The 26,070-nt window shown below is 58.0% G+C and carries 20 protein-coding genes; 16 read left to right on the top strand and 4 right to left on the bottom strand.

The window, feature by feature from the left end; translation table 11 throughout:
- Positions 1–7 precede the first annotated feature (7 nt).
- Genes JWU58_RS12855 through JWU58_RS12840 form a run of 4 tightly spaced genes read right to left on the bottom strand, consistent with a single transcriptional unit; the run spans position 8 to position 6,112 of the window.
- Positions 8–1,222, bottom strand: a complete 1,215-nt coding sequence (locus JWU58_RS12855) for a hybrid sensor histidine kinase/response regulator (protein WP_016774861.1) — start codon at positions 1,220–1,222, stop codon at positions 8–10.
- The gene (locus JWU58_RS12850; RefSeq protein WP_206422098.1) at positions 1,216–1,809 is read right to left on the bottom strand and encodes a chemotaxis protein CheB; all 594 of its coding nucleotides are present in this window, start codon (positions 1,807–1,809) and stop codon (positions 1,216–1,218) included. The genes JWU58_RS12855 and JWU58_RS12850 overlap by 7 nt, the downstream gene beginning before the upstream one ends.
- Positions 1,806–2,639 carry a CheR family methyltransferase gene (locus tag JWU58_RS12845; RefSeq protein ID WP_016774863.1) on the bottom strand — a complete coding sequence of 278 codons (834 nt, stop codon included), beginning with the start codon at positions 2,637–2,639 and terminating at the stop codon, positions 1,806–1,808. The genes JWU58_RS12850 and JWU58_RS12845 overlap by 4 nt, the downstream gene beginning before the upstream one ends.
- A complete protein-coding gene (locus JWU58_RS12840) occupies positions 2,639–6,112 on the bottom strand; it encodes a response regulator (protein WP_122706356.1) in 3,474 nt (1,157 codons plus the stop codon). The genes JWU58_RS12845 and JWU58_RS12840 overlap by 1 nt, the downstream gene beginning before the upstream one ends.
- A 267-nt stretch (positions 6,113–6,379) precedes the next feature.
- On the opposite strand from JWU58_RS12840, the gene JWU58_RS12835 reads away from it, so the two are divergent.
- The 16 genes from JWU58_RS12835 (at position 6,380) to JWU58_RS12760 (ending at position 26,010) form a co-directional block, all read left to right on the top strand.
- The gene (locus JWU58_RS12835; RefSeq protein WP_016774866.1) at positions 6,380–6,739 is read left to right on the top strand and encodes a response regulator; all 360 of its coding nucleotides are present in this window, start codon (positions 6,380–6,382) and stop codon (positions 6,737–6,739) included.
- Positions 6,740–6,857: 118 nt separating this feature from the next.
- Positions 6,858–8,162 carry a glycosyltransferase gene (locus JWU58_RS12830; RefSeq protein WP_206422097.1) on the top strand — a complete coding sequence of 435 codons (1,305 nt, stop codon included), beginning with the start codon at positions 6,858–6,860 and terminating at the stop codon, positions 8,160–8,162.
- 98 nt (positions 8,163–8,260) lie between these two features.
- Positions 8,261–9,124 (top strand): PI-PLC domain-containing protein, encoded by an 864-nt coding sequence (locus tag JWU58_RS12825; RefSeq protein ID WP_206422096.1) that lies wholly within the window; start codon positions 8,261–8,263, stop codon positions 9,122–9,124.
- 88 nt (positions 9,125–9,212) lie between these two features.
- Positions 9,213–10,118: an AraC family transcriptional regulator gene (locus JWU58_RS12820; RefSeq protein ID WP_206422095.1), complete on the top strand. Its 906-nt coding sequence runs from the start codon at positions 9,213–9,215 to the stop codon at positions 10,116–10,118.
- Between the two features lie 342 nt (positions 10,119–10,460).
- On the top strand, positions 10,461–11,771 hold the full coding sequence (locus tag JWU58_RS12815; protein ID WP_039761571.1) for an ABC transporter substrate-binding protein: 1,311 nt from the start codon (positions 10,461–10,463) through the stop codon (positions 11,769–11,771).
- 156 nt (positions 11,772–11,927) lie between these two features.
- Positions 11,928–12,854 (top strand): carbohydrate ABC transporter permease, encoded by a 927-nt coding sequence (locus JWU58_RS12810; RefSeq protein ID WP_206422094.1) that lies wholly within the window; start codon positions 11,928–11,930, stop codon positions 12,852–12,854.
- 8 nt (positions 12,855–12,862) lie between these two features.
- Entirely contained in the window at positions 12,863–13,693 is an 831-nt protein-coding gene (locus JWU58_RS12805; protein ID WP_016774872.1) for a carbohydrate ABC transporter permease, read from the top strand.
- Between the two features lie 166 nt (positions 13,694–13,859).
- A complete protein-coding gene (locus JWU58_RS12800) occupies positions 13,860–14,963 on the top strand; it encodes an ABC transporter ATP-binding protein (RefSeq protein WP_206422093.1) in 1,104 nt (367 codons plus the stop codon).
- A gap of 15 nt (positions 14,964–14,978) precedes the next feature.
- Entirely contained in the window at positions 14,979–16,454 is a 1,476-nt protein-coding gene (locus tag JWU58_RS12795) for a mannitol dehydrogenase family protein (RefSeq protein ID WP_206422092.1), read from the top strand.
- 123 nt (positions 16,455–16,577) lie between these two features.
- Complete coding sequence (gene xylB / locus JWU58_RS12790; RefSeq protein WP_206422091.1) at positions 16,578–18,074, top strand: xylulokinase; 1,497 nt, start codon at positions 16,578–16,580, stop codon at positions 18,072–18,074.
- Between the two features lie 13 nt (positions 18,075–18,087).
- On the top strand, positions 18,088–19,026 hold the full coding sequence (locus tag JWU58_RS12785) for a carbohydrate kinase family protein (protein ID WP_110600416.1): 939 nt from the start codon (positions 18,088–18,090) through the stop codon (positions 19,024–19,026).
- Positions 19,027–19,070: 44 nt separating this feature from the next.
- Positions 19,071–19,691 (top strand): transglycosylase SLT domain-containing protein, encoded by a 621-nt coding sequence (locus JWU58_RS12780; RefSeq protein ID WP_016774877.1) that lies wholly within the window; start codon positions 19,071–19,073, stop codon positions 19,689–19,691.
- 275 nt (positions 19,692–19,966) lie between these two features.
- Positions 19,967–22,039, top strand: a complete 2,073-nt coding sequence (locus tag JWU58_RS12775; protein WP_206422090.1) for a type VI secretion system Vgr family protein — start codon at positions 19,967–19,969, stop codon at positions 22,037–22,039.
- Entirely contained in the window at positions 22,036–22,860 is an 825-nt protein-coding gene (locus tag JWU58_RS12770; RefSeq protein WP_130929799.1) for a DUF4123 domain-containing protein, read from the top strand. Before JWU58_RS12775 ends, JWU58_RS12770 begins: the two co-directional genes overlap by 4 nt.
- 49 nt (positions 22,861–22,909) lie before the next feature.
- The gene (locus JWU58_RS12765) at positions 22,910–23,770 is read left to right on the top strand and encodes a hypothetical protein (RefSeq protein ID WP_206422089.1); all 861 of its coding nucleotides are present in this window, start codon (positions 22,910–22,912) and stop codon (positions 23,768–23,770) included.
- A gap of 11 nt (positions 23,771–23,781) precedes the next feature.
- A complete protein-coding gene (locus JWU58_RS12760; protein WP_130929797.1) occupies positions 23,782–26,010 on the top strand; it encodes a lipase family protein in 2,229 nt (742 codons plus the stop codon).
- Positions 26,011–26,070: the final 60 nt, after the last annotated feature.

The raw sequence follows: 26,070 nt of genomic DNA, 5'->3' as shown, positions 1-26,070 counted from the left end.
CGTGTGGTCACTCAGAGGTTGCGTCGGATATGCCGTTTTCCTGGATCGGCAGACAAACGCGAAACAGGGCGCCTTCGTTGATTTCACTCTCGACGACGATGGAGCCGCCATGGGCGGCGACGATCTGCTCGGAAATGAACAGACCCAGCCCGAGCCCGGCCACCACCGTCTTGGCGGACACCCGTTCGAACTGCTGAAAAATACGCTTCTGGTTCTCTGCGCTGATGCCGATGCCGTGATCCTGGACCTCGACCCGAGCCTCGTCAGCTTCGCGATAGACGCGCACCTGAATCGGGCTGCGACCGCCGTAACGCAAGGCGTTGGTCAGCAGATTGGACACCACTTGCTCGATGCGGAACTCGTCCCAGCAACCTTCGACCGGCTCGGACGCCTCAAAGGAAACGCTGGTTTCCGCCGCTTCCATTTGCGGTGCAAAATTTTGCAGCAGATTGCTGACCAGTTGCACCAGATCGAAACGACTCGGGCGGATCGACAGTTTGCCGGTGCGTATCCGCGAGACATCGAGCATGTCTTCGATCAGACGGATCAGACTTTTGATCTGCCGCTCATCGCGGTCGACCATCGCCTGCATCTTGTCGAGGGTGAACGCCGCGGCGTTGTCCCGCGCCAGGTGCATCTTGCGCAGCTGGGTTTCAAGAATCAGCCCATTGAGCGGCGTGCGCACCTCGTGGGCAACGATGGACATGAAGTCATCGCGCATGCGCACCGCTTGTTCCAGCTCAAGCTGCGTGCTTTGCAGCTGTTGCAGCAGCGCTTCCTGCTCACGGCGGGCCTGCTCGAGCGCCTCGACCTGCTGTTTCATGGCCTTGCTCTGGCGATACAGATCGACGAAAACGTTGACCTTGCTCTTCACCGCATGAATGTCCAGCGGCTTGTGCAGGAAGTCCACAGCACCGCTTTCATAGCCTTTGAACGCGTAGTTGAGTTCACGGCCAGCGGCGCTGACGAAAATGATCGGAATGTTCTTGGTCTTCTCGGTGCCGCGCATCAACTCAGCCAATTCGAAGCCATTCATGCCCGGCATCTGCACGTCGAGAATGGCCATGGCGAATTCGTGTTGCAGCAACAGCGACAGTGCTTCGTCCGCCGACAGAGCCTTGTAGACCGTGCGATCCTCGCGCTTGATCAGCGCTTCCAGCGCCAGCAGGTTTTCTGGCAGATCGTCAACGATCAACAGTTTGGCTTGGATATTACTCAGCATGCGATTCGTTCCAGCTCGACTAGCAGACGGCCGATGCCGTGAATGGGTAGGACATGATCCGGCTGCAGAACGTTCAGTGCAGCCTGGGGCATGGTGGCGACTTGTGCATCATCGGGGTCTTGAACAATGGTCAGGCCGCCGCAGCGCTTGACGCAGGCCAGCCCGCGCGCGCCATCCTGATTGGCGCCGGTCAGCAGCACGGCGGCGAGTGTCTCGCCGTAAACGTCAGCGGCCGATTCAAACAGGTAATCAATAGACGGCCGCGAATGATGTACGCGGTCCTCCAGGCTCAGCGACAGGCTGCGATCCGCTTCGACCGACAAGTGATAACCGGGCGTGGCGAAATACACCGTGCCGGCTTCAATGTCCTGCTTGTCTTCAGCTTCCTTGACCGGCATCGCCACACGGCGGGAGAACACTTCGGCCAGATGACTGCGGCGCTCTTCCGGCAGATGCAGAACGATGATGATCGGCAGCACATAGCCTTTGCGCAATGGCCCGAGCAGGGTCAGCAACGCCTCGACACCGCCTGCGGAGGCGCCGATCACGACGGCCTCGATGCGAGGCAGGCTCGGGGTGTCGTTCATGATTTGCGGTAGATCCGTTCTTGTTTGACCAACGCCTCGAACTGGTTCGAATAGTTGGAAAAATCCAGGGTTTCCTTGCTGCCCAGCACCAGAAAGCCGCGATGCGACAACGATTCATGGAACAGCCCGAACGCCCGGTCCTGCAACTTCTTGTTGAAATAGATCAGCACGTTGCGGCAGGAAATCAACTGGGTTTCGGAGAACACGCTGTCGGTGGCCAGGCTGTGGTCGGCGAACGTCACGTTCTCGCACAGGCTCTTGTCGAAAATCGCGTAGCCATAGGCTGCCGTGTAGTAATCGGCAAACGAACGCTGACCGCCGGCCTGCTGATAGTTGGCAGTGTAGGCGCGGACGTTTTCCATGGAGAAAATCCCTTGCTTGGCCTTCTCCAGCGAGCGCGGGTTGATGTCGGTGGCGTAGATGATCGTGCGGTCGAGCAGGCCTTCTTCGCGCAGCAGGATCGCCATCGAATAGACCTCCTCGCCCGTGCTGCATCCGGCAATCCAGATCTTCAGCGACGGATAGGTGCGCAGCAGCGGCACCACTTCGTTGCGGATCGCCAGGAAGTGCGACGGATCGCGGAACATCTCGCTGACCGGGATCGTCAGCAGTTGCAGCAGCTGCATGAACGCGGTCGGGTCGTGCAGGACTTTTTCTTGCAGGGCCGAGATGGTCGCGCACTCGAACTGACTCAGCGCGTGCTGCACCCGGCGCTTGATCGAAGCGCCGGAGTAGTCGCGAAAGTCATAGCTGTATTTCAGGTAAATCGCCTCGATCAACAAGCGTAATTCGATTTCGCTGTTGCGCTCGGCTGAACTGCTGCGTTCCACTAGATGCGTTCCATTTTCGGTAACCACACACGTATCAGCGAGAACAGACGATCAAGGTCGATGGGCTTGGCCAGGTAATCGTTGGCGCCCGCTTGCAGGCAGCGCTCCTGATCGTCCTTCATGGCCTTGGCCGTCACCGCGATGATCGGCAGCTTGCGCCAGCGCGGATCCTTGCGGATTTCCATGGTGGCTTCGAAGCCATCCATTTCCGGCATCATTACGTCCATCAGCACCAGGTCGATGTCCTCGACTTCATGAAGTTTCTCAATCGCTTCGCGGCCATTACGGCCGATCACCACGACTGCGCCTTTGTGTTCCAGCGCGCTGGTCAGGGCGAAGATGTTGCGCACATCGTCGTCCACCAGCAGCACTTTGCGACCTTCAAAGACTTTGTCGCGGCTGCGCGCGGTCTTGAGCATCTTCTGCCGTTCATGGGACAGCTGCGATTCGACTTTGTGCAGAAAGAGTGTGACCTCGTCGAGCAACCGCTCCGGGGAGCGTGCGCCCTTGATGATGATCGAGCGCGAATACTTGCGCAGTTCGGCCTCTTCATCGCGGGTCAGATTGCGTCCGGTGTAAACGATGACCGGCGGGAACGAGCAGATGTCCTCGGTGGACATGCGCTTTAGCAGATCGTTGCCGAGCATGTCCGGCAGCTTGAGGTCGATGACCATGCAGTCGTAGATGGTCGTGCGCAGCAGCTCCAGCGCGTCCTGGGCCAGGCCGACGGCAGTGATTTCGATGTCTTCGTCGCCAATCAGCCGCGCGATGCTTTCGCGTTGCAGATCGTCATCTTCGACCAGCAACACGCGTTTGACCTTCTGCGTCAGCTTGGCCTCGAGACGGGCGAACACATCCTTGAGCTCTTCGCGGGTGGTCGGCTTCACTGCGTAGCCGATCGCGCCCATGTGCATGGCCGCTTCGACGCGGTCTTCCACGGAAATCACGTGCACTGGAATGTGCCGGGTTTCGGCGCGTTCTTTCAGGCGTTGCAGCACGGTCAGACCGGAATGATCCGGCAGGCGCATGTCGAGCAGGATCGCATCCGGAACGAATTCGCGCGCCAGGTCGTAACCTTCGTCAGCGCCGTGGGCGACCAGACACATGTAGCCCAACTCATGGGCCAGGTCATAGAGGATACGGGCGAAGTTCGGTTCGTCCTCCACCACCAGAATGCAGCGGGTGGCGAACGGTGCCTTGTCGCGATCGTCGGCAAAGCGCGGGATGACTGCCGGAATCGCCGATGCGAGCGGAGCCGCAACAGCAACTGGCGCAGGCGTCACAGGTGCCGGGTGGAAGGTCAGCGGCGCGGCCGGCGTTTCACCGAATTCGTGATACTGACGCGGCAACACCAGCGTAAACGTGCTGCCCTGCCCCGGCACGCTGTCGACGCTGATCGAACCGCCCAGCAACGTCGCCAGATCCCGCGAGATCGACAGGCCCAGACCGGTGCCGCCGTACTTGCGATTGGTGGTGCCATCCGCCTGACGGAACGCCTCGAAGATACTTTCCTGCTGATCCGCGGCGATACCGATCCCGGAATCCTTGACGCTGAAGGCGATGTGATCATTCGGCTGCGCGGTGATGGTCAGGCTTACGGCGCCGTGCTCGGTGAACTTGATCGCGTTGGACAGCAGGTTCTTGATCACCTGCTCCAGACGCTGACGGTCGGTGAACAGCAAGCCCGGTGCGTCCGGCTGAACCTCGACGCTGAAGGCCAGTTTCTTGTCCGCCGCCAAGGGTTCGAACATCGAGCGCAAGCCGTCGACCAGACGATCGACGCGGGTGTTTTCGGCAATCACTTCAAGCTTGCCGGCCTCGACCTTGGAAATGTCGAGAATGTCGTTGATCAGGTTGAGCAGATCGTTGCCGGCCGAATAGATCGATTCGGCAAACTTGACCTGTTCCGCCGACAGATTCTGCTGCGGGTTCTCCGCCAGCAGCTTGGCCAGAATCAGCGAACTGTTGAGCGGCGTGCGCAGTTCGTGGGACATGTTGGCGAGGAATTCGGATTTGTACTTGCTCGAGCGTTGCAGCTCTTCGGCACGCTCTTCGAGCTGGATCTGCGCCTGATTCAGCTCGGTGTTTTTCTTGTCCATCGCATCGCGCTGTTCGGCGAGCTGCTCGTTGGTCTGCTCCAGCTCCACTTGCTGGGTTTCCAGATGCGCCTGGGATTCCTTGAGAATCCGCGACTGTTCTTCCAGCTCTTCGTTGGCAGTCTTCAGCTCTTCCTGCTGCACTTGCAGCTCTTCATTGAGCTGCTGGGTTTCGGCGAGCACTTCCTGCAAGCGCTGACGGTAACGCGCCGCTTCGATCGAGGTGCCGATGTTGCCGGCAATCAGTTCCAGCAGTTCGATGTCGCGCTCGGACAGCGGACGCAGGAAGCCCAGTTCGATCACACCATTGACCCGATCATCATCGCTGGTCGGCACCACCAGCACACTGTGCGGCAGGCCTGCGCCGAGCCCGGAGCTGACTTTGAAATAGTCGCCCGGGACCGCGTCGAGACGGATCAGGCGTGCCTGTTCTGCCACTTGGCCGACGATACCTTCGCCGCTGTAGATCGTTTGATTGAGCTCTTCCTGCTCGCGGGAGAAACCATAAGTCGCCACGCGCTTGAGGCCGCCATGTTCTTCGCGCACATAAAGCGCGGCGACGGCAGTGCCGAGGTATTGCGCGCAGAATTGCAGAATGTTGCGCCCCAGCAGGTTCAGCGTCAGTTGACCCAACACCTGCTCGGCCAGTTGCGTCTGGCCGTTGCGCAGCCACGCCTGTTTCTCGAGGCGTTCGGCGCTGGCCAGTTGGGCGGCGAGGTTGGCGCTGTAGTTGGTCGACAGGTTGAGCAGATCACGGCGGCCGATGTAGGCCAGCAAACCGCTGATGCCAACGATGAAGATCAGGTAAAGGGTGATGCTCCAGATCGTCGTGCGGCGCACATCCTCATTGCGCGTGGCGCGCAGCACCTGCTCGGTCTCGATGACGTCCTCGAATTGCTTGCGGATTTCATCGGTCAGGCGCTTGCCCCGCCCGGCCTTGACCGCACCGCGATAGTCGCCACTGCTGCGCTGCAGATCGATCATAGACTGCGCGTAATTGGCCCACTCCACCTGCAAGGCTTGCAAACGGCGCAGGCGATCGGTCTGCACCGGATTATCGGCGGTCAGCTCCAGCAACGTATTGAGAGCGACCTCGATACGCGGCTTGGCAACTTCGTACGGGTCGAGAAAGTGCTCGTCACCGCTGAGCAGATAGCCGCGCATGCCGGTTTCCAGATCAACGGTGAGCTTCACCGCTTCATTGGCGTTATTGATCACCCGGTCGGTGTGCTCGACCCATTGGATGACCGACAGCAAATAAGTGATCAGCGAGACGAAGAACACGGCGCTGAGCACGCCAACGCCCAGCGGCAGGCTGACGTTGCGACTCAGAAGTTTGCGGAACCGTTGTTCATCAACCGAGGACGGAGAGGACATGGGGCAGCCTTGTCGAACTGTTGAAAACCCGAGAGTTTGCCCCAAAACCCCGCCATGGATCCATTTTTCTCACACAAATGATGGCATTTTCCTACACACGCCTGCGCATTGGACGACGCCAACGGTTATCCTTGCCGCACCGCACTGACCTGTTCTTTTTTGTATCAGCTCGGGAACTTGTGGCTATGCGCCACTTACTCATGCAAGAGTCCGGCAAAATTCGCTTGCCCGGTATCCCCCGATTTCATTTTTTCTGAGAGTCCTGCCATGTCTGCCAATGCCTCCACTATCCTTGTCGTAGAAGATGACGACATCGTGCGCATGCTCATCGTGGATGTGCTGGAGGAGCTGGAATTCACTGTGCTGGAGGCAGATGACGGTAAAGCGGCACTCAAGATTCTCGGGGACGCTGGCAAGCTGATCGATTTGATGATGACCGACCACGGCCTGCCTGGCATGGATGGCCGCGAACTTGCTGAAAAGGCGCGGGAGCTGCGCCCTGCTCTGCCCATCCTGTTTGCCAGCGGTTATGCCGAAACTATCGAAGTACCCGGCGACATGCATGTCATCGGCAAACCGTTTTCGATTGACCAGTTACGCGACAAGGTCAAATCCATACTGGAATAGTCCTGCACATCTACCGGCATTGGCTGGAACCCGAGCAATCGTGATCAACCGGCACTGGCGATGAGCACGCATCACTGTGGTTTAATTGCGCCCTTTTTTACGCGCCGAGAATCCAGTGATGTCCCACTCCGTTCCCACCAAAGTCCTGGTCATCGGCTACGTCTGGCCCGAGCCCCGCTCTTCGGCGGCCAGCGGGCATGTCATGCAGATTCTTGAAGCGTTCCTCGAGCAAGGCTGGGACATCACGTTCAGCAGCCCGGCCGGCCCGGGGGAACACAAAGCTGATCTGACGGCGCTGGGCATTTGCGAAGTGCCGATCGAACTCAACAACAGCAGCTTTGATACGTTCATCAGCGAGTTGGCGCCGGATATCGTGCTGTTCGATCAGTTCATGATGGAAGAACAGTTTGGCTGGCGGGTGGAGAAACACTGTCCGGACGCCCTGCGCATCCTGGAAACCTCCGACCTGCAAAGCCTGCGGCATGCGCGTCATCAGCGTCTGAAAGACCGGCTGAAAATCAACGACGAGCAGACTGATTTCACCGAACTGTTCGCACCGGCATTGCACGAAGAATTCCAGCTGATGGCGAGCACCGATCTGGCCAAACGGGAAATCGCTGCGCTGTACCGGTGTGATTTGAACCTGATGATTTCCGAAGTCGAGATCGACCTGCTGGTGGAGGAATTCGGCCTGCCTCGTCAAATCCTGCATTGGTGTCCGTTGATGATTGATCTTCCGGACACCGCCGCGCCAAGTTTCGAAGAGCGCGCGCATTTCCTCAGCATTGGCAACTTCCGTCATGCGCCAAACTGGGATGCCGTGCTCTGGATGAAGACCACGCTCTGGCCGCTGATCCGCGCGCACTTGCCTCGCGCGCAACTGCATATCTATGGCGCCTATACGCCGCCCAAAGCCACCGCATTGCACAACCCGGCCCAAGGCTTTCACATCATGGACTGGGCCGAAGATGCGCTTGAAGTGATGTCGGCAGCGCGGGTCTGCCTTGCACCATTGCGCTTTGGCGCGGGAATCAAGGGCAAACTGGTCGACGCCATGCTCTGTGGCACGCCAAGCGTGACGACACCGATCGGCGCCGAAGCCATGCACGGCGATGCTCCTTGGCCGGGCGCCGTTGCCCTGGACGCAAACACCTTCGCCGAACAGGCCGTGCAACTGTACGAAGATCCAGCGCGCTGGCAGCAAGCGCAGATTCAGGCTTCGGCACTTTTGCAGCAACGTTATCAGCGCAGCGTACATGGCCCGCGTCTGATCAACCGGATAGCTGATTGCCGACAACACTTGGCACAACTTAGAAACGACAACTTCACCGGCGCCATGCTGCGACATCACACACTCAAAAGCACTCAATACATGGCTCAATGGATCGAAGCGAAAAACCAGTTGAATCCAACAGATCGTTAATTACATGACTTGCATTAAAAGCGAACTTTCGCAATAACACGAACATACCTATAAACATCCTGCGCGCAACTAATCAACCACTTCGCAGGATATGCAACATGGAAAACTTCGACGATATACCAACCCATCAATGGATGGCTGATTCACCACAAATCGATAATCTTTCGTTATTCGAAATGACCCTGCCCGGCGCGCACAACGCCGGCTGTGACTGGGAAGCTTCTTATGCCCTGATTCCCGGGAAAAACTGGCTTGCCTGCCAGGACGTTTCGTTTTATTCGCAGTTGAATCGCGGCGCTCGCGCACTTGATGTACGCCTTGTTTACAACAGCAAGGCGAAACAACTGGCGAGATTCCGTTTCCAGCACAATGGATTCAACTCTTCGCGAACGCTTGAAGACCTGATCAGAGACCTCAAGGGGTTTTATGAAAGAAGCCCGAACGAGTTTATCGTTCTGGACTTTCATGAACTTTCCAACGCTACAGATCCATTCAACCATGAGGAATTCAGAACAGCTTTGCTGGAGCACCTTGGGGAACGGATCATTCCCACCGAAAATCTGCATCTGACAATTGGCCAACTCAAAGCCATCGATCCATTGCAGCGCATTATGGTAGCTGCGCCGATGACCTGGGAAACCCTGGACTTCCGCTTTTATAGCCAGATCAATCACAAGTGGATCGGCAAATCACAGGTCAGCACCTCGGATCTTTATGGCTATATAGACAACGTACTGAGCACACCTGTCAGTACGCGCCGCCCGTGGTCGCTGTCGGCAACCAGTTACACACTCGGCGGGCCACGGCGAATCCTCGACAGTCTTGACGAGTGGTTCGATCCGGAAAAATCCGATTGGGCGCGCAAGTGCAACATCATCAATTTCGACTTCATCAAGAATTCGAACATCGTGCGCTTCTGCCAAATGGCCAACTTGCAAAAGGCCCGCGACAAGCTCAGTTGAGCGGTCTCCACGGACGGCCGGTCGGAAGTGGCACAAATGGCAAAAAACGAGGCATGATCGCGCAGCGATAATAAAAAAGTGCCTCGTCATGACCCGAACCGCTCGCGTGACCGACCCTTCCTACGAGTTGATGGACGACCATAACGGCTTGTCCATCATCTACCGCCAGCACGGCTTTCCCTGCCCGCTGGTGCGCTGGCATTTCCACAAGGAATACGAACTGCACCTGATCGTCGCCAGCTCGGGCAAGGTGTTCATCGGCGATTACATCGGCAACTTCTATCCGGAAACCCTGTTTCTGACCGGTCCCAACCTGCCGCACAACTGGATCAGCCAGGTCGCTGAAGATGAAGTGGTGGAGAAGCGCGACATGCTGGTCAACTTCACCGACGAATTGTTCGAGAGCGGCCACCAGGTGTTCGCTGAGCTGAAATCCCTGGCGCCACTGCTTGAGCGCGCGCATTACGGCATCGAATTTCGCTGCAAGCGCACGATCCGTCAGGCCATGACGCTTATGCAGCGGATCGCCGACAGCACCGGCATCACCCGCCTCGGGCATTTTTTCATCCTGATGGAATTGCTTGCGGCCAGTGATGATTACCAGTTGCTGTCCGGTGCCACCACCCCGCAACTGGCCGACGAACACAACATCGACCGCACCAACCGCGCCGTCGATTACATCTTCAGCCATTACGCCCGGGACATTTCACTGGAAGAAGTGGCCGAGCACCTGGGCATGACGCCAACTTACTTCAGCCGGGTATTCAAACAGGCCACCGGGCGCAACTTCATTGAATTCGTCAACCGCCTGCGCATCAGCAAATCCTGTGAGCTGCTGGCCGACGGCGACAAACCGGTGACCGAGGTGTGCTTCGAGTCGGGCTTCAACAATATTTCCAACTTCAATCGACGCTTTCAGCAACTCAAGGGCATGACGCCGTCGCACTATCGACGGCTGGCGGTGCAGCGGCTGACTGAACAGAACCATCTCTGACGACACACCACCTGTGGGAGCGAGCCTGCTCGCGAAAGCGGTCTGTCAGTGAAAAATCCTGTGGCTGACACACCATCTTCGCGAGCAGGCTCGCTCCCACAAAAAACCGTGCCCCGGCTGGCGAAATCTGTACGCATTCGCTAACGGTCCCTCGCGCAAAACCCCTTCCCTGCGTTCCCCCGCCCAAACCCCAGTGCAAAAAAGTATCAACAAAAGTGCTAGGGATGATTTGTCAGCCCCGCCGTGGAAGGCTGTAATCAGCGCAGATTCTTCCTGCATTCGGAAGACACAAAAACAATAACTGTCCTTCTGCCCCGACGGGTGCCAGAAAAGGAGTGCACGATGCAACCCACTGCAAAAGCTCTGCTCGCTCTCACCTGCATGACCCTCAGCAGCGTCAGCCTTGGCGCCCAGACCCTGACCATCGCCACCGTCAACAACAGCGACATGATCCGCATGCAGAAACTCTCGAAAACCTTCGAGAGCGAGCATCCGGACATCAAGCTCAATTGGGTGGTGCTGGAAGAAAACGTCCTGCGTCAGCGCCTGACCACCGACATTGCCACACAGGGCGGCCAGTTCGACGTGTTGACCATCGGCATGTACGAAGCCGCACTCTGGGGCGGCAAGGGTTGGCTGGAGCCGATGAAGGACCTGCCGGCCAGTTACGCCCTCGACGATGTCTTCCCGTCGGTGCGCGAAGGCCTGTCGGTGAAGGGTTCGCTGTATGCGCTGCCGTTTTACGCGGAGAGTTCGATCACCTATTACCGCACCGACCTGTTCAAGGCAGCCGGGCTGACCATGCCGGAGCGTCCGACCTGGGAAGAGATCGCCGGGTTTGCGGAAAAGCTCACCCAGAAAGACAAAGAGCAATACGGCATCTGCCTGCGCGGCAAGGCCGGTTGGGGCGAGAACATGGCGCTGGTCACCACGGTCGCCAATGCTTACGGCGCGCGCTGGTTCGATGAGCAATGGAAACCGGAATTCAGCGGACCGGAATGGAAAAACGCGCTGAATTTCTACGTCAACACCATGAAGAAATCCGGCCCGCCGGGCGCATCCAGCAACGGTTTCAATGAAAACCTCGCCCTGTTCAACAGCGGCAAATGCGCGATCTGGGTCGACGCCAGCGTCGCCGGTTCGTTCGTCACCGACAAGACCCAGAGCAAGGTCGCCGATCACGTCGGTTTTACCTTCGCTCCGCATCAGGTCACGGATAAAGGCTCGGCGTGGCTGTATTCGTGGGCGCTGGCGATTCCGACCAGCTCCAAGGCCAAGGACGCAGCAAAAACCTTCAGCGCCTGGGCCACGTCCAAAGAGTACGGCGAACTGGTTGCCAAGACCGATGGCATCGCCAACGTGCCGCCGGGCACCCGCGCTTCGACCTACAGCGATGCGTACATGAGCGCTGCGCCGTTTGCCAAGGTGACGCTGGAATCGCTGAAGGCCGCTGACCCGAGCAAGCCGACGCTGAAACCGGTGCCGTACATCGGCATTCAATTGGTGACCATTCCTGAATTCCAGGCAGTGGGCACCCAGGTCGGCAAGCTGTTCTCGGCAGCGCTGATCGGCCAGACCACGGTAGATCAGGCGCTGGCGGCGGCGCAGCAGACTACGGAACGCGAGATGAAGCGCGCGGGTTATCCCAAGTAAGCGCTGAGCGACTTGCTCCTGCCTCTTGTGGGAGCGAGCCTGCTCGCGAAGGCGTCGTGTCAGCCAACACACATGACACTGACCCAGCGCTTTCGCGAGCAGGCTCGCTCCCACATGGGGATCTCCATAGGTCTGTATGACTCGGTTGTGAATGCCATGAATACTTCAACTGCCAAAGCCCACATCGACCTGTCGCCACCCCAGCGCAAGCTGCGGGTGCGCAATCCCGGCTGGTTTCTGGTCAGCCCTTCGGTGGCGCTGTTGCTGCTGTGGATGATCGTGCCGCTGGGCATGACCCTGTACTTTTCGATGATCCGCTACAACCTGCTCTACCCCGGCGAAAACGAATTCGTCGGGCTGGAGAACTTCACCTATTTCCTCACCGATTCGGGCTTCATGCCCGGCGCCACCAATACGTTGTTGCTGGTCGGCAGCGTGTTACTGATCAGCGTGGTCTTCGGTGTGTTGATCAGCGCGTTGCTGGAGGCCAGCGAATTCCTTGGGCGCGGCCTGGTGAGGGTGATGCTGATCTCGCCGTTTTTCATCATGCCCACCGTCGGCGCGTTGATCTGGAAGAACCTGATCTTCCATCCGGTCTCGGGGATCCTCGCCTACATCTGGAAGCTGTTCGGTGCGCAACCGGTGGACTGGCTGGCGCACTACCCGCTGTTGTCGATCATCATCATCGTTTCGTGGCAATGGCTGCCCTTCGCGATCCTGATTCTGATGACCGCCATGCAGTCGCTGGATCAGGAACAGAAAGAAGCCGCACGCCTGGACGGTGCCGGCCCGATCGCGATCTTCTGGCATCTGACCCTGCCGCACCTGGCGCGGCCGATTGCCGTGGTGGTGATGATCGAAACGATCTTCCTGCTCTCGGTGTTCGCCGAAATCTTCACCACCACCAACGGTGGCCCCGGCTACGCCTCGACCAACCTCGCCTACCTGATCTACAACCAGGCGCTGGTGCAGTTCGACGTCGGCATGGCCTCGGCGGGCGGTTTGATTGCCGTGGTCATCGCCAACATCGCCGCGCTCATTCTGGTGCGGATGATCGGCAAAAACCTGACTGACAAAGCGTGAGGCCTGCCATGACCCTCCAACAATCCCGCCGCCTGCAAAGCCTGCTGCTCGGCACCCTGGCCTGGGCCATCGCGATCGTGATTTTCTTCCCGATCTTCTGGATGGTGATGACCAGTTTCAAGAGCGAAATCGACGCCTTCGCCACGCCGCCGCAGTTCATCTTCACGCCAACGCTGGAGAACTACCTGCACATCAATGAGCGCAGCGACTATTTCAGCTTCGCCTGGAACTCGGTGGTGATCTCCTTCAGCGCCACGGCCCTGTGCCTGTTGATCGCGGTGCCGGCGGCCTACTCGATGGCGTTCTATGAAACCCAGCGCACCAAAGGCACGCTGCTGTGGATGCTCTCGACCAAGATGCTGCCGCCGGTGGGCGTGCTGATGCCGATCTACCTGCTGGCCAAGAGTTTCGGCCTGCTCGACACGCGCATTGCGCTGATCGTGATCTACACGCTGATCAACCTGCCGATCGTGGTCTGGATGGTTTACACCTACTTCAAGGACATCCCCAAAGACATCCTCGAAGCCGCCCGCCTCGACGGTGCGACGCTGTGGCAGGAAATGGTTCGCGTGCTGCTGCCGATCGCCAAGGGCGGCCTCGCCTCGACCGTGCTGCTGTCGCTGATCCTGTGCTGGAACGAGGCGTTCTGGTCGCTGAACCTGACCTCTTCGAATGCCGCACCACTGACCGCGTTGATCGCCTCGTATTCAAGCCCCGAAGGATTGTTCTGGGCCAAGTTGTCGGCGGTCTCGACCCTGGCCTGTGCGCCGATTCTGATCTTTGGCTGGATCAGCCAGAAGCAACTGGTGCGCGGCCTCTCGTTTGGTGCCGTGAAATGAATATCCCTGAACCAACACGACTCCTGTGGGAGCGAGCCTGCTCGCGAATGCGGTGCGTCATTCAACGTTGAAGGCGGCTGACACGGCCCCATCGCGAGCAGGCTCGCTCCCACAGTCAGAATGTGCGGCTGGTTCAATCGAATAATAAATTGCGGAGGCCCATCTCATGGCCAACCTGAAAATCAAGAGTCTGCAAAAAGGCTTCGAAGGCTTTTCCATCATCAAGGGCATCGACCTTGAAGTGAACGACAAGGAATTCGTGGTCTTCGTCGGCCCGTCGGGCTGCGGTAAATCCACCCTGCTGCGCCTGATCGCCGGCCTTGAAGAGGTCAGCGGCGGCACCATCGAACTCGATGGCCGCGACATCACTGAAGTCAGCCCGGCCAAGCGTGATCTGGCGATGGTGTTCCAGACCTACGCGCTGTACCCGCACATGACTGTGAAAAAGAACATGTCGTTCGCCCTCGATCTGGCCGGCGTGCCGAAAGCCGAAGTCGAGCGCAAGGTCGGCGAAGCGGCGCGCATTCTCGAGCTCGGGCCGATGCTCGAGCGCAAACCGAAACAGCTGTCCGGCGGTCAGCGTCAGCGCGTGGCGATCGGCCGCGCCATCGTGCGCAACCCGAAGATTTTCCTCTTCGATGAACCGCTGTCCAACCTCGACGCGGCGTTGCGCGTGCAGATGCGTCTGGAGTTGCTGCGTCTGCATAAAGACCTGCAAGCGACGATGATCTATGTAACCCACGATCAGGTCGAAGCGATGACCATGGCCGACAAAGTCGTGGTGCTCAATGGCGGCAGGATCGAGCAGGTCGGCTCGCCGCTGGACCTCTATCACAACCCGGCCAACCTGTTTGTCGCAGGCTTTCTCGGTACGCCGAAAATGGGTTTCCTCAAAGGCAAGATTGCCCGCATCGACGGCGCCAGCTGCGAAGTTTCGCTGGACGCCGGCACGCGCATCACCCTGCCGTTCAACGCTGCCAACCTCAGTGTCGGCAGCGCAGTCACGTTGGGTATTCGCCCTGAACACTTGGAGCTGGCGCAACCCGGCGACTGCACGCTGCAGGTGACTGCCGATGTCAGCGAACGGCTTGGCAGCGACACCTTCTGCCACGTCACCACCAGCGCCGGTGAAGCCCTGACCATGCGCGTGCGCGGCGATCTGGCCAGCCGTTATGGCGAGCAATTGAGCCTGCGTCTGGACCCGACTCACTGCCACCTGTTCGACGCCGAAGGTGTGGCGCTGACCCGCCCACTGCGCGCTGCCGCCTGATTTCGAGACTATCCGATGAAACTCAACCAACAGAACCTCAACCGCCTCGCCGCCGAAGTGCAACTGCCGGGTTACAACCTGAGCGACACACGCAAGGGCATCGCCCACATTGGCGTCGGCGGTTTCCACCGCGCGCATCAGGCGTATTACACCGATGCCTTGATGAACACTGGCGAAGCGCTGGACTGGGCAATCTGCGGCGTCGGCCTGCGACCGGAAGATCGCCGTGCCCGCGATGATCTGCGCGAGCAGGATTACCTGTTCACCCTCTTCGAACTGGGCGACAGCGACGACACCGAAGTGCGCGTCATCGGTGCAATCCGCGACATGCTGCTGGCCGAAGATGGCGCGCAAACGCTGATCGACAAACTCGCCGAACCGCAGATCCGCATCGTCTCGCTGACCATCACCGAGGGCGGTTACTGCATCGACGACAGCAGCGGCGAATTCATGGCGCATCTGCCGCAGATTCAACACGACCTCGCACATCCGGAAGCGCCGGGCACCGTGTTCGGCTTCCTCTGCGCCGCGTTGGCCAAACGCCGTGCGGCGGGTGTTCCGGCATTTACCGTGATGTCCTGCGATAACCTGCCGCACAACGGCGCGGTCGCGCGCAAGGCGCTGCTGGCGTTCGCCGCGCTGCGTGATCCGCAATTGCGCGATTGGATCGACCAGAACGTCAGCTTCCCCAACGCCATGGTCGACCGCATCACGCCGATGACCAGCACCGCGCATCGCCTGCAACTGGCCGACAAACACGGCGTCGACGATGCCTGGCCGGTGGTCTGCGAACCGTTTGTGCAGTGGGTGCTGGAAGACAAATTCGTCAACGGCCGCCCGGCATGGGAAAAGGTCGGCGTGCAGTTCACCGACGATGTGTCGCCGTACGAAGAGATGAAAATCAAACTGCTCAACGGCAGTCACCTGGCGCTGACCTATCTGGGTTTCCTCAAGGGTTATCGCTTCGTCCACGAGACCATGAACGATCCGCTGTTCGTGCGTTACATGCGCGCTTATATGGATCTGGATGTCACGCCGCAGCTGGCACCAGTGCCGGGCATTGATCTGAGCGAATACAAGGACACGCTGGTGGCGCGGTTTTCCAATCAGGCGATTGCCGATCAACTGGAGCGCGTGTGTTCGGATGGCTCGTCGAAGTTTCCCAAGTTCACCGTGCCGACGATCAATCGGCTGATTGCCGATGGCCGCGAGACCCAACGTGCGGCACTGGTAGTCGCGGCGTGGGCGCTGTATTTGAAGGGCATGGATGAGAATGGCGATACGTATTCGATTCCGGACCCGCGAGCGGCGTTCTGTCAGGGATTGGTAGCGGACGATGAGTTGATCACCGAGCGCCTGTTGGGCGTGGAAGAGATTTTCGGCACGGCGATACCGAAGTCGGCGGAGTTTGTTGCGGCATTCGAGTGGTGCTGCCAGAGTTTGCGCGAGGTTGGGGTTTCGCGGACTCTGGAGAAAGTTCTCGCGACCTGATCGTTCCCACGCTCCGCGTGGGAATGCAGCCCGGGACGCTCCGCGTCCCATCAAAAGCGGACGCAGAGCGTCTATTGAGGCGTTCCCACGCAGAGCATGGGAACGAGCAGCCGTGGAGTCTTCATGACAACAACAAAGCTCTTCCTGGGTATCGACTGCGGCACCCAAGGCACCAAAGCGATCATCCTCGATGCCGACAGCGGTCAGGTGCTCGGTCTGGGCGCGGCGCCGCACACGATGATCAGCGGCGCCAACGGCCGCCGCGAACAAGACGTTCAACAGTGGCTCGACGCGTTCGTCAGCGCCACCCGCCAGGCGTTGCGAGCGGCCAATGTCGACGGCCAGGCGATCCTCGGTGTCGGCGTCTCCGGCCAGCAACACGGCTTGGTCCTGCTCGATGAGCAAGGCGCAGTGCTGCGCCCGGCCAAGCTCTGGTGCGATACCGAAACCACGCCGGAAAACGAGCGCTTGCTCGCGCAACTGGGTGGCGAGAAAGGTTCGCTGGAACGCCTCGGCGTGGTCATTGCGCCGGGCTACACGGTGTCGAAACTGCTGTGGACCAAAGAGCAGCATCCCGATGTGTTCTCGCGCATCGCGCGGATTCTGTTGCCCCACGACTACCTCAACTACTGGCTCACCGGCCGCGCCTGCAGCGAATACGGCGATGCCTCCGGCACCGGTTATTTCAACGTGCGCACGCGGCAGTGGGATTTGCAGATCCTGCGCGACATCGACGCCAGCGGCCGTTTACAAGCCGCACTGCCGGAGCTGATCGACGCGCACGCGGCCGTTGGCACTCTCCTGCCGGCAATCGCCGAGCAACTCGGCATCAACCCCAACGCGGTGGTTTCCAGCGGCGGTGGCGACAACATGATGGGCGCCATTGGTACAGGCAATATTCAGCCCGGCGCGATCACCATGAGCCTCGGTTCATCCGGCACGGTCTACGCCTATTCGGAGGAGCCGAACGTCAGCGCCGATGCCTCGATTGCCACGTTCTGTTCCTCCAGCGGCGGCTGGCTGCCGTTGATCTGCACCATGAACTTGACCAATGCCACCGGCGCCATTCGCGAACTGTTCAAGCTCGACCTGCCGACCTTCAACGAATTGGTCGCGCAATCGCCGATCGGTGCCGAAGGCGTGAGCATGTTGCCGTTTCTCAACGGTGAGCGCGTCCCCGCCCTGCCCCACGCCACCGGCAGCCTGCATGGCCTGACCATGGACAACCTGACCCAAGCCAACCTGTGCCGCGCCGCTGTCGAAGGCACCACCTTCGGTTTGCGTTACGGGGTGGATTTGCTCCGCCAGAATGGTTTACAAAGCCTGCGCATTTGCCTGATCGGCGGCGGCTCGAAGAGCGCGGTGTGGCGGCAGATCGTCGCCGACATCATGAACGCTCCGGTGATCTGCACCGAACAAAGCGAAGCCGCCGCACTGGGTGCCGCGATTCAGGCGGCCTGGTGTGCGTCGCGCTCGAACGGCGATGAAGTGTCCCTGGCCGATCTGTGCGAGCGCTGCGTGAAACTCGACGCGGGCAGCGAAACCCTGCCGATCGCCGCCAATGTCGCGGCGTTCCAGCAGGCCTACGAACGCTATCAACAGCATGTCGCAACCCTATAACGAGCAAACAACTATGTACCTGGTGTGTGGCGAAGCCCTGTTTGATTTCTTCAGCGAAAACGATGCCAGCGGGCTGGCCTCGAAAGTCAATTTCAAGGCGATTGCCGGCGGTTCGCCGTTCAACGTCGCCGTCGGTCTGCGCCGCTTGGGCGTGGACTCGGCGCTCTTCGGCGGCCTGTCCACCGACTACCTCGGCCGCCGTTTGCAGCAAGTCCTGCAGGACGAAGGTGTGCGCCCGGACTATCTGGTGGATTTCGCCGCGCCGACCACCCTGGCAATGGTCGCGGTAGGCGCCAATGGCTCGCCGCATTACAGTTTCCGTGGCGAAGGCTGCGCCGACCGGCAACTAAGCGAGGCACATCTGCCGACACTCGGCGACGAGGTGCGCGGCCTGCACATCGGCTCGTTTTCGCTGGTGGTGCAGCCGATTGGCGACACCTTGCTTAAGCTGGTTCAGCGCGAAAGCGGTAAACGCCTGATCAGCCTCGACCCCAACGTGCGCCTCAATCCCGAGCCGAACATCGAGCTATGGCGCGAGCGCATCGCCACGCTGGTGCGCCTGGCCGATCTGATCAAAGTCAGCGACGAGGATCTGAGCCTGCTCTATCCCGAGCAGGATCCGCAAAACGTGATTGAAGGCTGGCTCGAACATCGCTGCCAGATCGTATTCCTGACGCGCGGAGGCGACGGCGCAACGGTGTTCAGTCGCGCGCATGGCTCGTGGTCGGTGCCGGCCAATCAGATTCAGATCGCCGATACGGTAGGCGCCGGCGACACCTTCCAGGCGGCGCTGATCACCTGGCTGACCGAACATTCGCTGGACTCGGTCGAAGGCGTGCAGCAGCTCAGTCGAGAGCAAATCGACGGCATGCTCAGGTTCGCCGTACAAGCCGCCGCACTGACCTGCAGCAAAACCGGTCCGGATCTGCCCTATCGTCATCAATTGAGCTGAGCGCGTAGACTGTCGGCCTTTTTGCGCACGACGGAAAACAGCTCTTGAATCACAGGCACATCCTCGCCCTTCTGACCCTGGCCACCCTGCTGAGCGGTTGCGGCACCTCGCCGCCCCGCTCGCCGGAAGACATCTGCGCAATCTTCCGCGAGAAAAGCGACTGGTACGACGCTGCGCAAGTCACCCAGAAACGCTGGGGCGTGCCGATCCAGGTGCCTTTCGCGATCATGTATCAGGAATCCGGCTATCGCTACGACGCCAAGACGCCGCGCAAATATCTGCTCTGGGTAATTCCCTGGGGCCGCGTCTCCACCGCTTCCGGCTACGCGCAAGCCAAGGATGAAGTCTGGGCCGACTACCAGAAAAGCACCGGCCGCAACTGGGCCGATCGTGAAGACTTCGACGACGCCATCGACTTCGTCGGCTGGTACATGGACAAGACCACCTCGATCAACGGCGTGTACAAATACGACGCCTATAACCAGTACCTGAACTACCACGAAGGCTGGGGCGGCTTTCGCAACAAGACCTACGCGAGCAAAGCCTGGTTACCGCCGACCGCGCGCAAGGTGCAGAACCGTTCGGATCTGTATGCGCAGCAATATGCCGGCTGCAAGGAAGACCTCAATCGCGGGTTCTGGAGCCGGTTCTGGCATTGGTTGTAGAAGCCCTTCGCGAGCAGGCTCGCTCCCACAGGACCTTAGTGAACGCCGATTTTGTCTACACCCGAGAAACCTGTGGTAGCGGGCTTGCCCGCGATGGCAATCTCTCAAACACCATCAAAGTCTATGAAAGGCCCGATTTCACTGACCCAAACCGCCCTCCTAAGGGTTTTCCCTATGGCATCAAGGCCCCACACCTACGCCATTTGCGCCTTGAATGAGGCCGTCTAATCCTGCAACATCCATCACCTGCTTATTCAACGGACGGAATTCAAGGCATGCTGGACGCCAATGCAACCCACATCACCCTCTCGATCGAAGACGCCAACGCCGACCTGCAAGTCCTCAGCTTCACCGGTCGCGAAGCCCTCAACGAACCGTTCCGTTTCGACCTCGAACTGGTCAGCGCCCGCCCCGACCTGAAGCTCGAAGAGCTGCTGCACAAGCGCGCCTGTCTGACCTTCGGCGCTACCGGCGAAGGCAAGATTCACGGCCAGGTCTATCGCATCGAGCAGGGCGACTCCGGCAAGACCCTGACCCGCTACAGCATCAGCCTGATGCCGCAACTGGCCTATCTGCAGCACAACCATGATCAGCAGATCTTCCAGCAACTGACGGTGCCGAAAATCATCGCCCAGGTGCTGGAAGATCGCGGCATTCTCTCTGACGCCTACAGCTTCCAGCTCGGCGCCGAGTACCCAGAACGCGAGTATTGCGTGCAATACGACGAGTCCGACCTGCATTTCATCCAGCGTCTGTGCGAAGAGGAAGGCATTCACTTCCACTTCCAGCACAGCAGCAGCGGCCACAAACTGGTGTTCGGCGACGACCAGACGGTGTTCCGCAAACTGAAGCCGGTCAGCTATCAGCAGGACTCCGGCATGGCTGCGGAGAAACCGGTGATCAAGCGCTTCAACCTGCGGTTGGAAACTCGCACCACCCGCGTCAGCCGCCGCGACTACGATTTCGAAAAACCCAAGCTGCTGCCCGAAGGCGCGGTCAAATCCGAATTCGCCCCGGACCTGGAAGACTACGATTACCCCGGCCGCTTCACCACCCGCGAGCGCGGCAAGTTCCTCTCAACCCGCGCCCTGGAGCGCCATCGCAGCGACTACAAACTCGCCGAAGGCAAAGGTGATGAACCGACGCTCACCAGCGGCCATTTCCTCACGCTCGCCGAACACCCGCGCGCCGAGTGGAACGACCTGTGGCTGCTGCTGGAAGTCTTCCACGAAGGCAAGCAACCGCAAGTGCTCGGCGAAAACGTCACCAGCGACGTCACCGACAACAAAAGCGATTTCCACCAGGGCTACCGCAACAGCTTCCTCGCCACCCCGTGGGACGCGCACTACCGCCCTGCCCTCGAACACCCGAAACCGAAAGTCCTCGGCAGCCAGACCGCCGTCGTCACGGGTCCTGCCGGTGAAGAAATCCACTGCGACCAGTACGGCCGCATCAAAGTGCAATTCCACTGGGACCGCGACGGCCAGTCCGACGACAAAACCACCTGCTGGATGCGCGTCGCCAGCGGCTGGGCCGGAGCAGCCTACGGCGGCATTGCCATCCCGCGCATCGGCATGGAAGTCCTCGTCACCTTCCTCGAAGGCGACCCCGATCAGCCCCTCGTCACCGGCTGCCTGTACCACAAGGAAAACGTCGTCCCCTACGACCTGCCCGCCAACAAGACCCGCAGCACATTCAAAACCCTCAGCTCCCCGGGCGGCAAGGGCTACAACGAATTCCGCATCGAAGACAAAAAAGGCGCCGAACAGATCTACATCCACGCCCAGCGCGACTGGGACGAAAACATCGAACACGACCAGAAAATCCGCGTCGGCAACGAACGGCATGACACCGTTGAAGCCAATGTGCTCAGCGAGTTCAAGGTCGAAGAACATCGGATCACCCATCTGGACCGAATCAGCGAAATGCGCGCGGATGATCACCTGACGGTGGGTGTGACGCAGCATGTGAAGGTGGGGACGGGGCAGTTTGTTGAGGCTGGGACGGAGATTCACTATCACGCTGGTGAGAAGGTGGTGATTGAGGGTGGCATGGAGCTCACGGCCAAGGCTGGCGGGAGTTTTGTGAAGGTTGATGCGGGTGGTGTCACGATTAGCGGCGCTGAGGTGAAGGTGAATACCGGTGGTGCGCCGGGGGTGGGGACTGGGATCGGGATTCTCGAACCCGTCATTCCATGGGCCGCCGCGAAAGACAAGGCAGGCGCCCTGCTTGTTCCGGCGGCCGTACAGATGGCCATGGCCAAAGCCGCTCGTGCAGCGGGTAATATTCGTTGCCCTATTTGCGAAGCCTGCCGGGAAGGTAAATGCGATTTGGGAGCTACGGCATGAGTGACGTGCTAAATAACTGGATGGGCGAACAATCCCGCCTCAACCGAGTCTTGATCCTTGTACTCGACAGCCTCGCCGAACCAAACCCGGTGACACCGCTGTATAGCGCTGGCGTCATGCAGCGCTCAGTGCAATTGTACCGACGCACCGAGTTCTCACAGTTCGCGGCTATCAGTCCGTGGCTGACCGAATTGCAAAACCCTGGCAACGATGCCTTTCGCAGACTGCTCGATGACCCTGAACGCAACTGGGGCTGGATCGGCAGTATGGACAGGGCCGACCTCGACAGCCTGACCCAGCATTGGATCGCGCGCATGGTAATCGACGAAGACGGCGACCGCTCGCTGTTTCGGTTCCAGGACAACCGGGTGCTGGCGCGCTGCCTCGCCAATATGAAGGATAGCGAGTTGCCGCTGCTGCTTGGGCCAATCGGCAGTGTGCTGTATTGGGACGAGAATCAATGGAAAAGTGCGGACAACAGCAGATCTGGAATGTATCCGGTACCTAATCCAGAGCCATGGTTGCGCAATCCCGAGTCCGGTGAACAGGCTCGCAGCATCTTGCGCGAAAACCTAAAACGATGGTTATTGACCTATCACCTTGAGGCAGCTGCCACCCTAGCTGAGACCCGAGTGGTCAGTGAATGGCTTGAATATCAACTGGATTTACTTGATGTCTGGGGCTGGCAACTACCAGAGCAAAGGGAGTTGATGTTGAGTCGTCGACTGTCAGAACAATGTATGCAAGATGTCGCATGGTCTCCTTTGCCAAATGAAACTTCTTTAGAGCATTTTGAAAGATGCAAACGAGTATTCAGCTGAGTTTATCAACCCACTTTAGTTATGTTTTAAGTTTTCTCGGGACGCGACGATGAGCAAGTTATCAGCTTCACTCACTTTAAATTCATTACTACTTATGGCGCTCCCTTTATTCGGCGCCTGTACCTCCGCCAGCCAAATTGCTCAGAGCAGCATTGAAGACATTACCAGCCACTACGGGTCCGACTCGTTTACCCTGGTAGCGACTACACCTGCAAATTTTGGTCTAACAGCAAAATCACAATATTCACCACTAGCTGGTCAGAATTGCAAAACTTATTCAGCGGGCTTAGGAGGAGAAGTAACCCGACGGCATCAAAAAACAGATCAGATTGATGTGAAGAATATCGAACAAACTGCCCGCTTCGATATTCCGCTCAGTTATAGCATAGCCGGATGCAAGATGGAGTTGACTCGCGTAGACATGGCCATTGACGGCCGCTATGGCACATCTTCATTGGATATCGGGGGAGATTTCGGCGGAATAACTGTAAAAGAAAATACGACCAATGACGGATCGTCTTCATTAGGCGATGATCACTCTGAATTTAGAGGTCTATGTACTTGGATGTTCCAACTAAGCGTGGAAAGAATCGAAAAAGACGGAATTTCAAAAATATTATCGTGCAGCGCAGCTAATTCTGAATGGAACGTGCCCTCCGACTATTTTGAACGCAATAAGCCGGGCGGAACTGTTCAACGATCAAGCATTAAAAACAAAGAAGTAAAATTCACATTCCGCTTGGCGAGAGATGAAGAACCTAGCATGGACAATCGGTGGATCAAGACCACAGAAGGATGGAAGCCCTGCCAGGAAACCGCAACATCAAAAAGGTGCCAAACACCTCCAGTTTTCAAAAAATTCAAAATGGACGGCCGCGAGTGTACGGTATATCCAACTTGCGCTGAATAAGGACATTCGCTATGACGGATCCATACCTGTGTGATAAAAGCGTGTGCCCCGCCAGAGGCAGCTGGATCAGCTTTAGATTGGTGGACGAATTTGGAGATGGCAAACCCTACGCCGGCTTGAGCTATGAATTGACCGATGCAGAGGGTCAAAAGTACGATGGCACTCTGGACAGCGATGGCTACGCCAAAGTAATCAATAACTACAAAGGCCCGGTAACTCTGACGTTAGCAAAACCATATGCGGGTGGAGACGCTTGGTATGACACCCTTGCCGACCGAAAAGATTACCGAATTCCTCTGACTGAATTTCAGGTCGCAGCTGAAAAGACGTTACATCGGCCAATCGGCAGTACAGCAAAAACTGGCGCGTACAGAGCCTCCTCAGAACAAGCCGAATTTTACAACGTAGAAGTTCGGCAATTTGTAAAACACAAACGTCACTTGCCGGCCCCGGCAAAACTATCCAAGCCGGTACCTTACGGCTGGACAAAACTTGCCTGTGATTTCGCCGCGGGAAGAGTTCCGGATTACGGAACGGCTCTATTACCAGATAAACACTATGTACTGGAAGTCCGTGCGCTACGGGCGTTCAGGCCATTAATTTCTTTGGCGCCTGACTTCAGCGCGGTAAATCTTTATAACCTTTCTTTATTGGCGACGCTGAGCTACGGCGATTTCGGGCAAGTACCTGAGAATCCTAATGCACCAAAAGACGTCGACAACCCGAAGGCACAAGAACCTGGGGGAGAAGTAAAATTCCCTGCGGTAGGAACTATCGGCCATGTGCTACAGACTTGTTTGGCCTGTTATCAGGAACCCATGCGTTATGCCGACGCCAAGACTGTAAATTATCCCATTGTTGAAGATGTGCCTTATTCAAAACGATTGGAAATCATACCTTACGATCCGCAACATTATAAGAGTGCCGACGAACAGGAAACTCCTTCGCAAGTTCATTTTTTTAATGATAAGCGCGGATACTCATTGGATTCAAAAAAAACCGATACGCAAGCCTACGCCACACATGATGACCGAATGATTCTCATAGCCGTACGCGGAACAGCGGAAAAGTGGGATGCCTTGCGCGATGGTGACGCGGAGCAAGTACCAGTAAAAGATGGCGTCGGCAAGGCTCACAAAGGATTCCACGAAGCCTATGAAGTATTACAACCTTTTGTGGTTAAGTATCTCGCCAGATTCCGTACAAATAACCAGCGAGTTGTGGTTTGTGGCCACAGCCTGGGTGGGGCGATAGCGCTTCTGTTAGCTGAATGGATACGTAATAAATTTGACGACCAAGCAATACTTTATACCTTCGGCTCACCTAGAGCAGGTGATGCGGACTTTGTCGAGGGAGCCAAACCTCTCGTTCATCACCGAATTGTAAACAACAATGATCCGGTACCCAGCGTACCCGCAGCTTGGATGGATACCAAGCAAGCAGTCTGGGTTACCGGAGTCGCAGCCACTGTTACTGGAGGAGTCGCACCGATTGTAGGGGGAATCATATTTGGTGCCGGATTGAATCGGTTCGGCGGGAAGCCTTACCGGCATCATGGCATACAACGCTACTTCACCCCTTTGCGACTGCCAGGTAACCAGATTTCATCGGTATTGTGGACTCCAGGTTGCGAAGGGTATGAAGAGTCGGCAATGACACAGCTTTGTTATGCGAATATCAAAAATAATGACACTCCTGAACGTAGCAACTTCGGAGTACAGGTGATGAACGGGGCAGACCATACAATGCTTGGCGGCTACATTCCCGCCTGCTGGGCGACTTTGCGACGCTGGCAAGATACGCAAACCAGCGGCGGGAAAATCATTACGCCTCGCGAAGCGCTCAATCTGCGGACACAATTAAGGTTCTACCGCTCCGAACTAGAAAAATGGCAGAGCGCGCAGCAAGTGGAATTTCCAGGAGGAACGATTGAAGGCAGACCTCAGGATCGCGCAACGGCTCTCCAGAGAAGATCAACTATGTCTGATCTCCAAACTCGCCAGAAGGAAATTGCTCTGGCAGTGAGCCATAATCAAAAAGAGCTCGAAAATATCGAGACTACGCTGAAGAACATAGATTTATTGGAGCAAACAACTGTAGAGCTTTCCGACGTTTACGGTGATCGTGCCGAGTTACCGGAACTGAAAACTCAAATCCAACGATGGGCTGATCACAAAGAGAATCAAGCCATCGTGCGAGTTGCCCAAGTCCCGCAAGGGGCGATAGCGAACACCGCTTGAGCTATCCGAGTTCGAACACAAACAGAGAGCCATGGGTAGGCGATTGTTCTACCCAAGGCT

Origin of the sequence: Pseudomonas atacamensis, from assembly GCF_017167965.1 — a bacterium.
In the GTDB taxonomy this organism is placed as follows: domain Bacteria; phylum Pseudomonadota; class Gammaproteobacteria; order Pseudomonadales; family Pseudomonadaceae; genus Aquipseudomonas; species Aquipseudomonas atacamensis.
The sequence above is the reverse complement of the archived record's forward strand: the minus strand, read 5'-3'. Positions and strand labels throughout refer to the sequence as shown.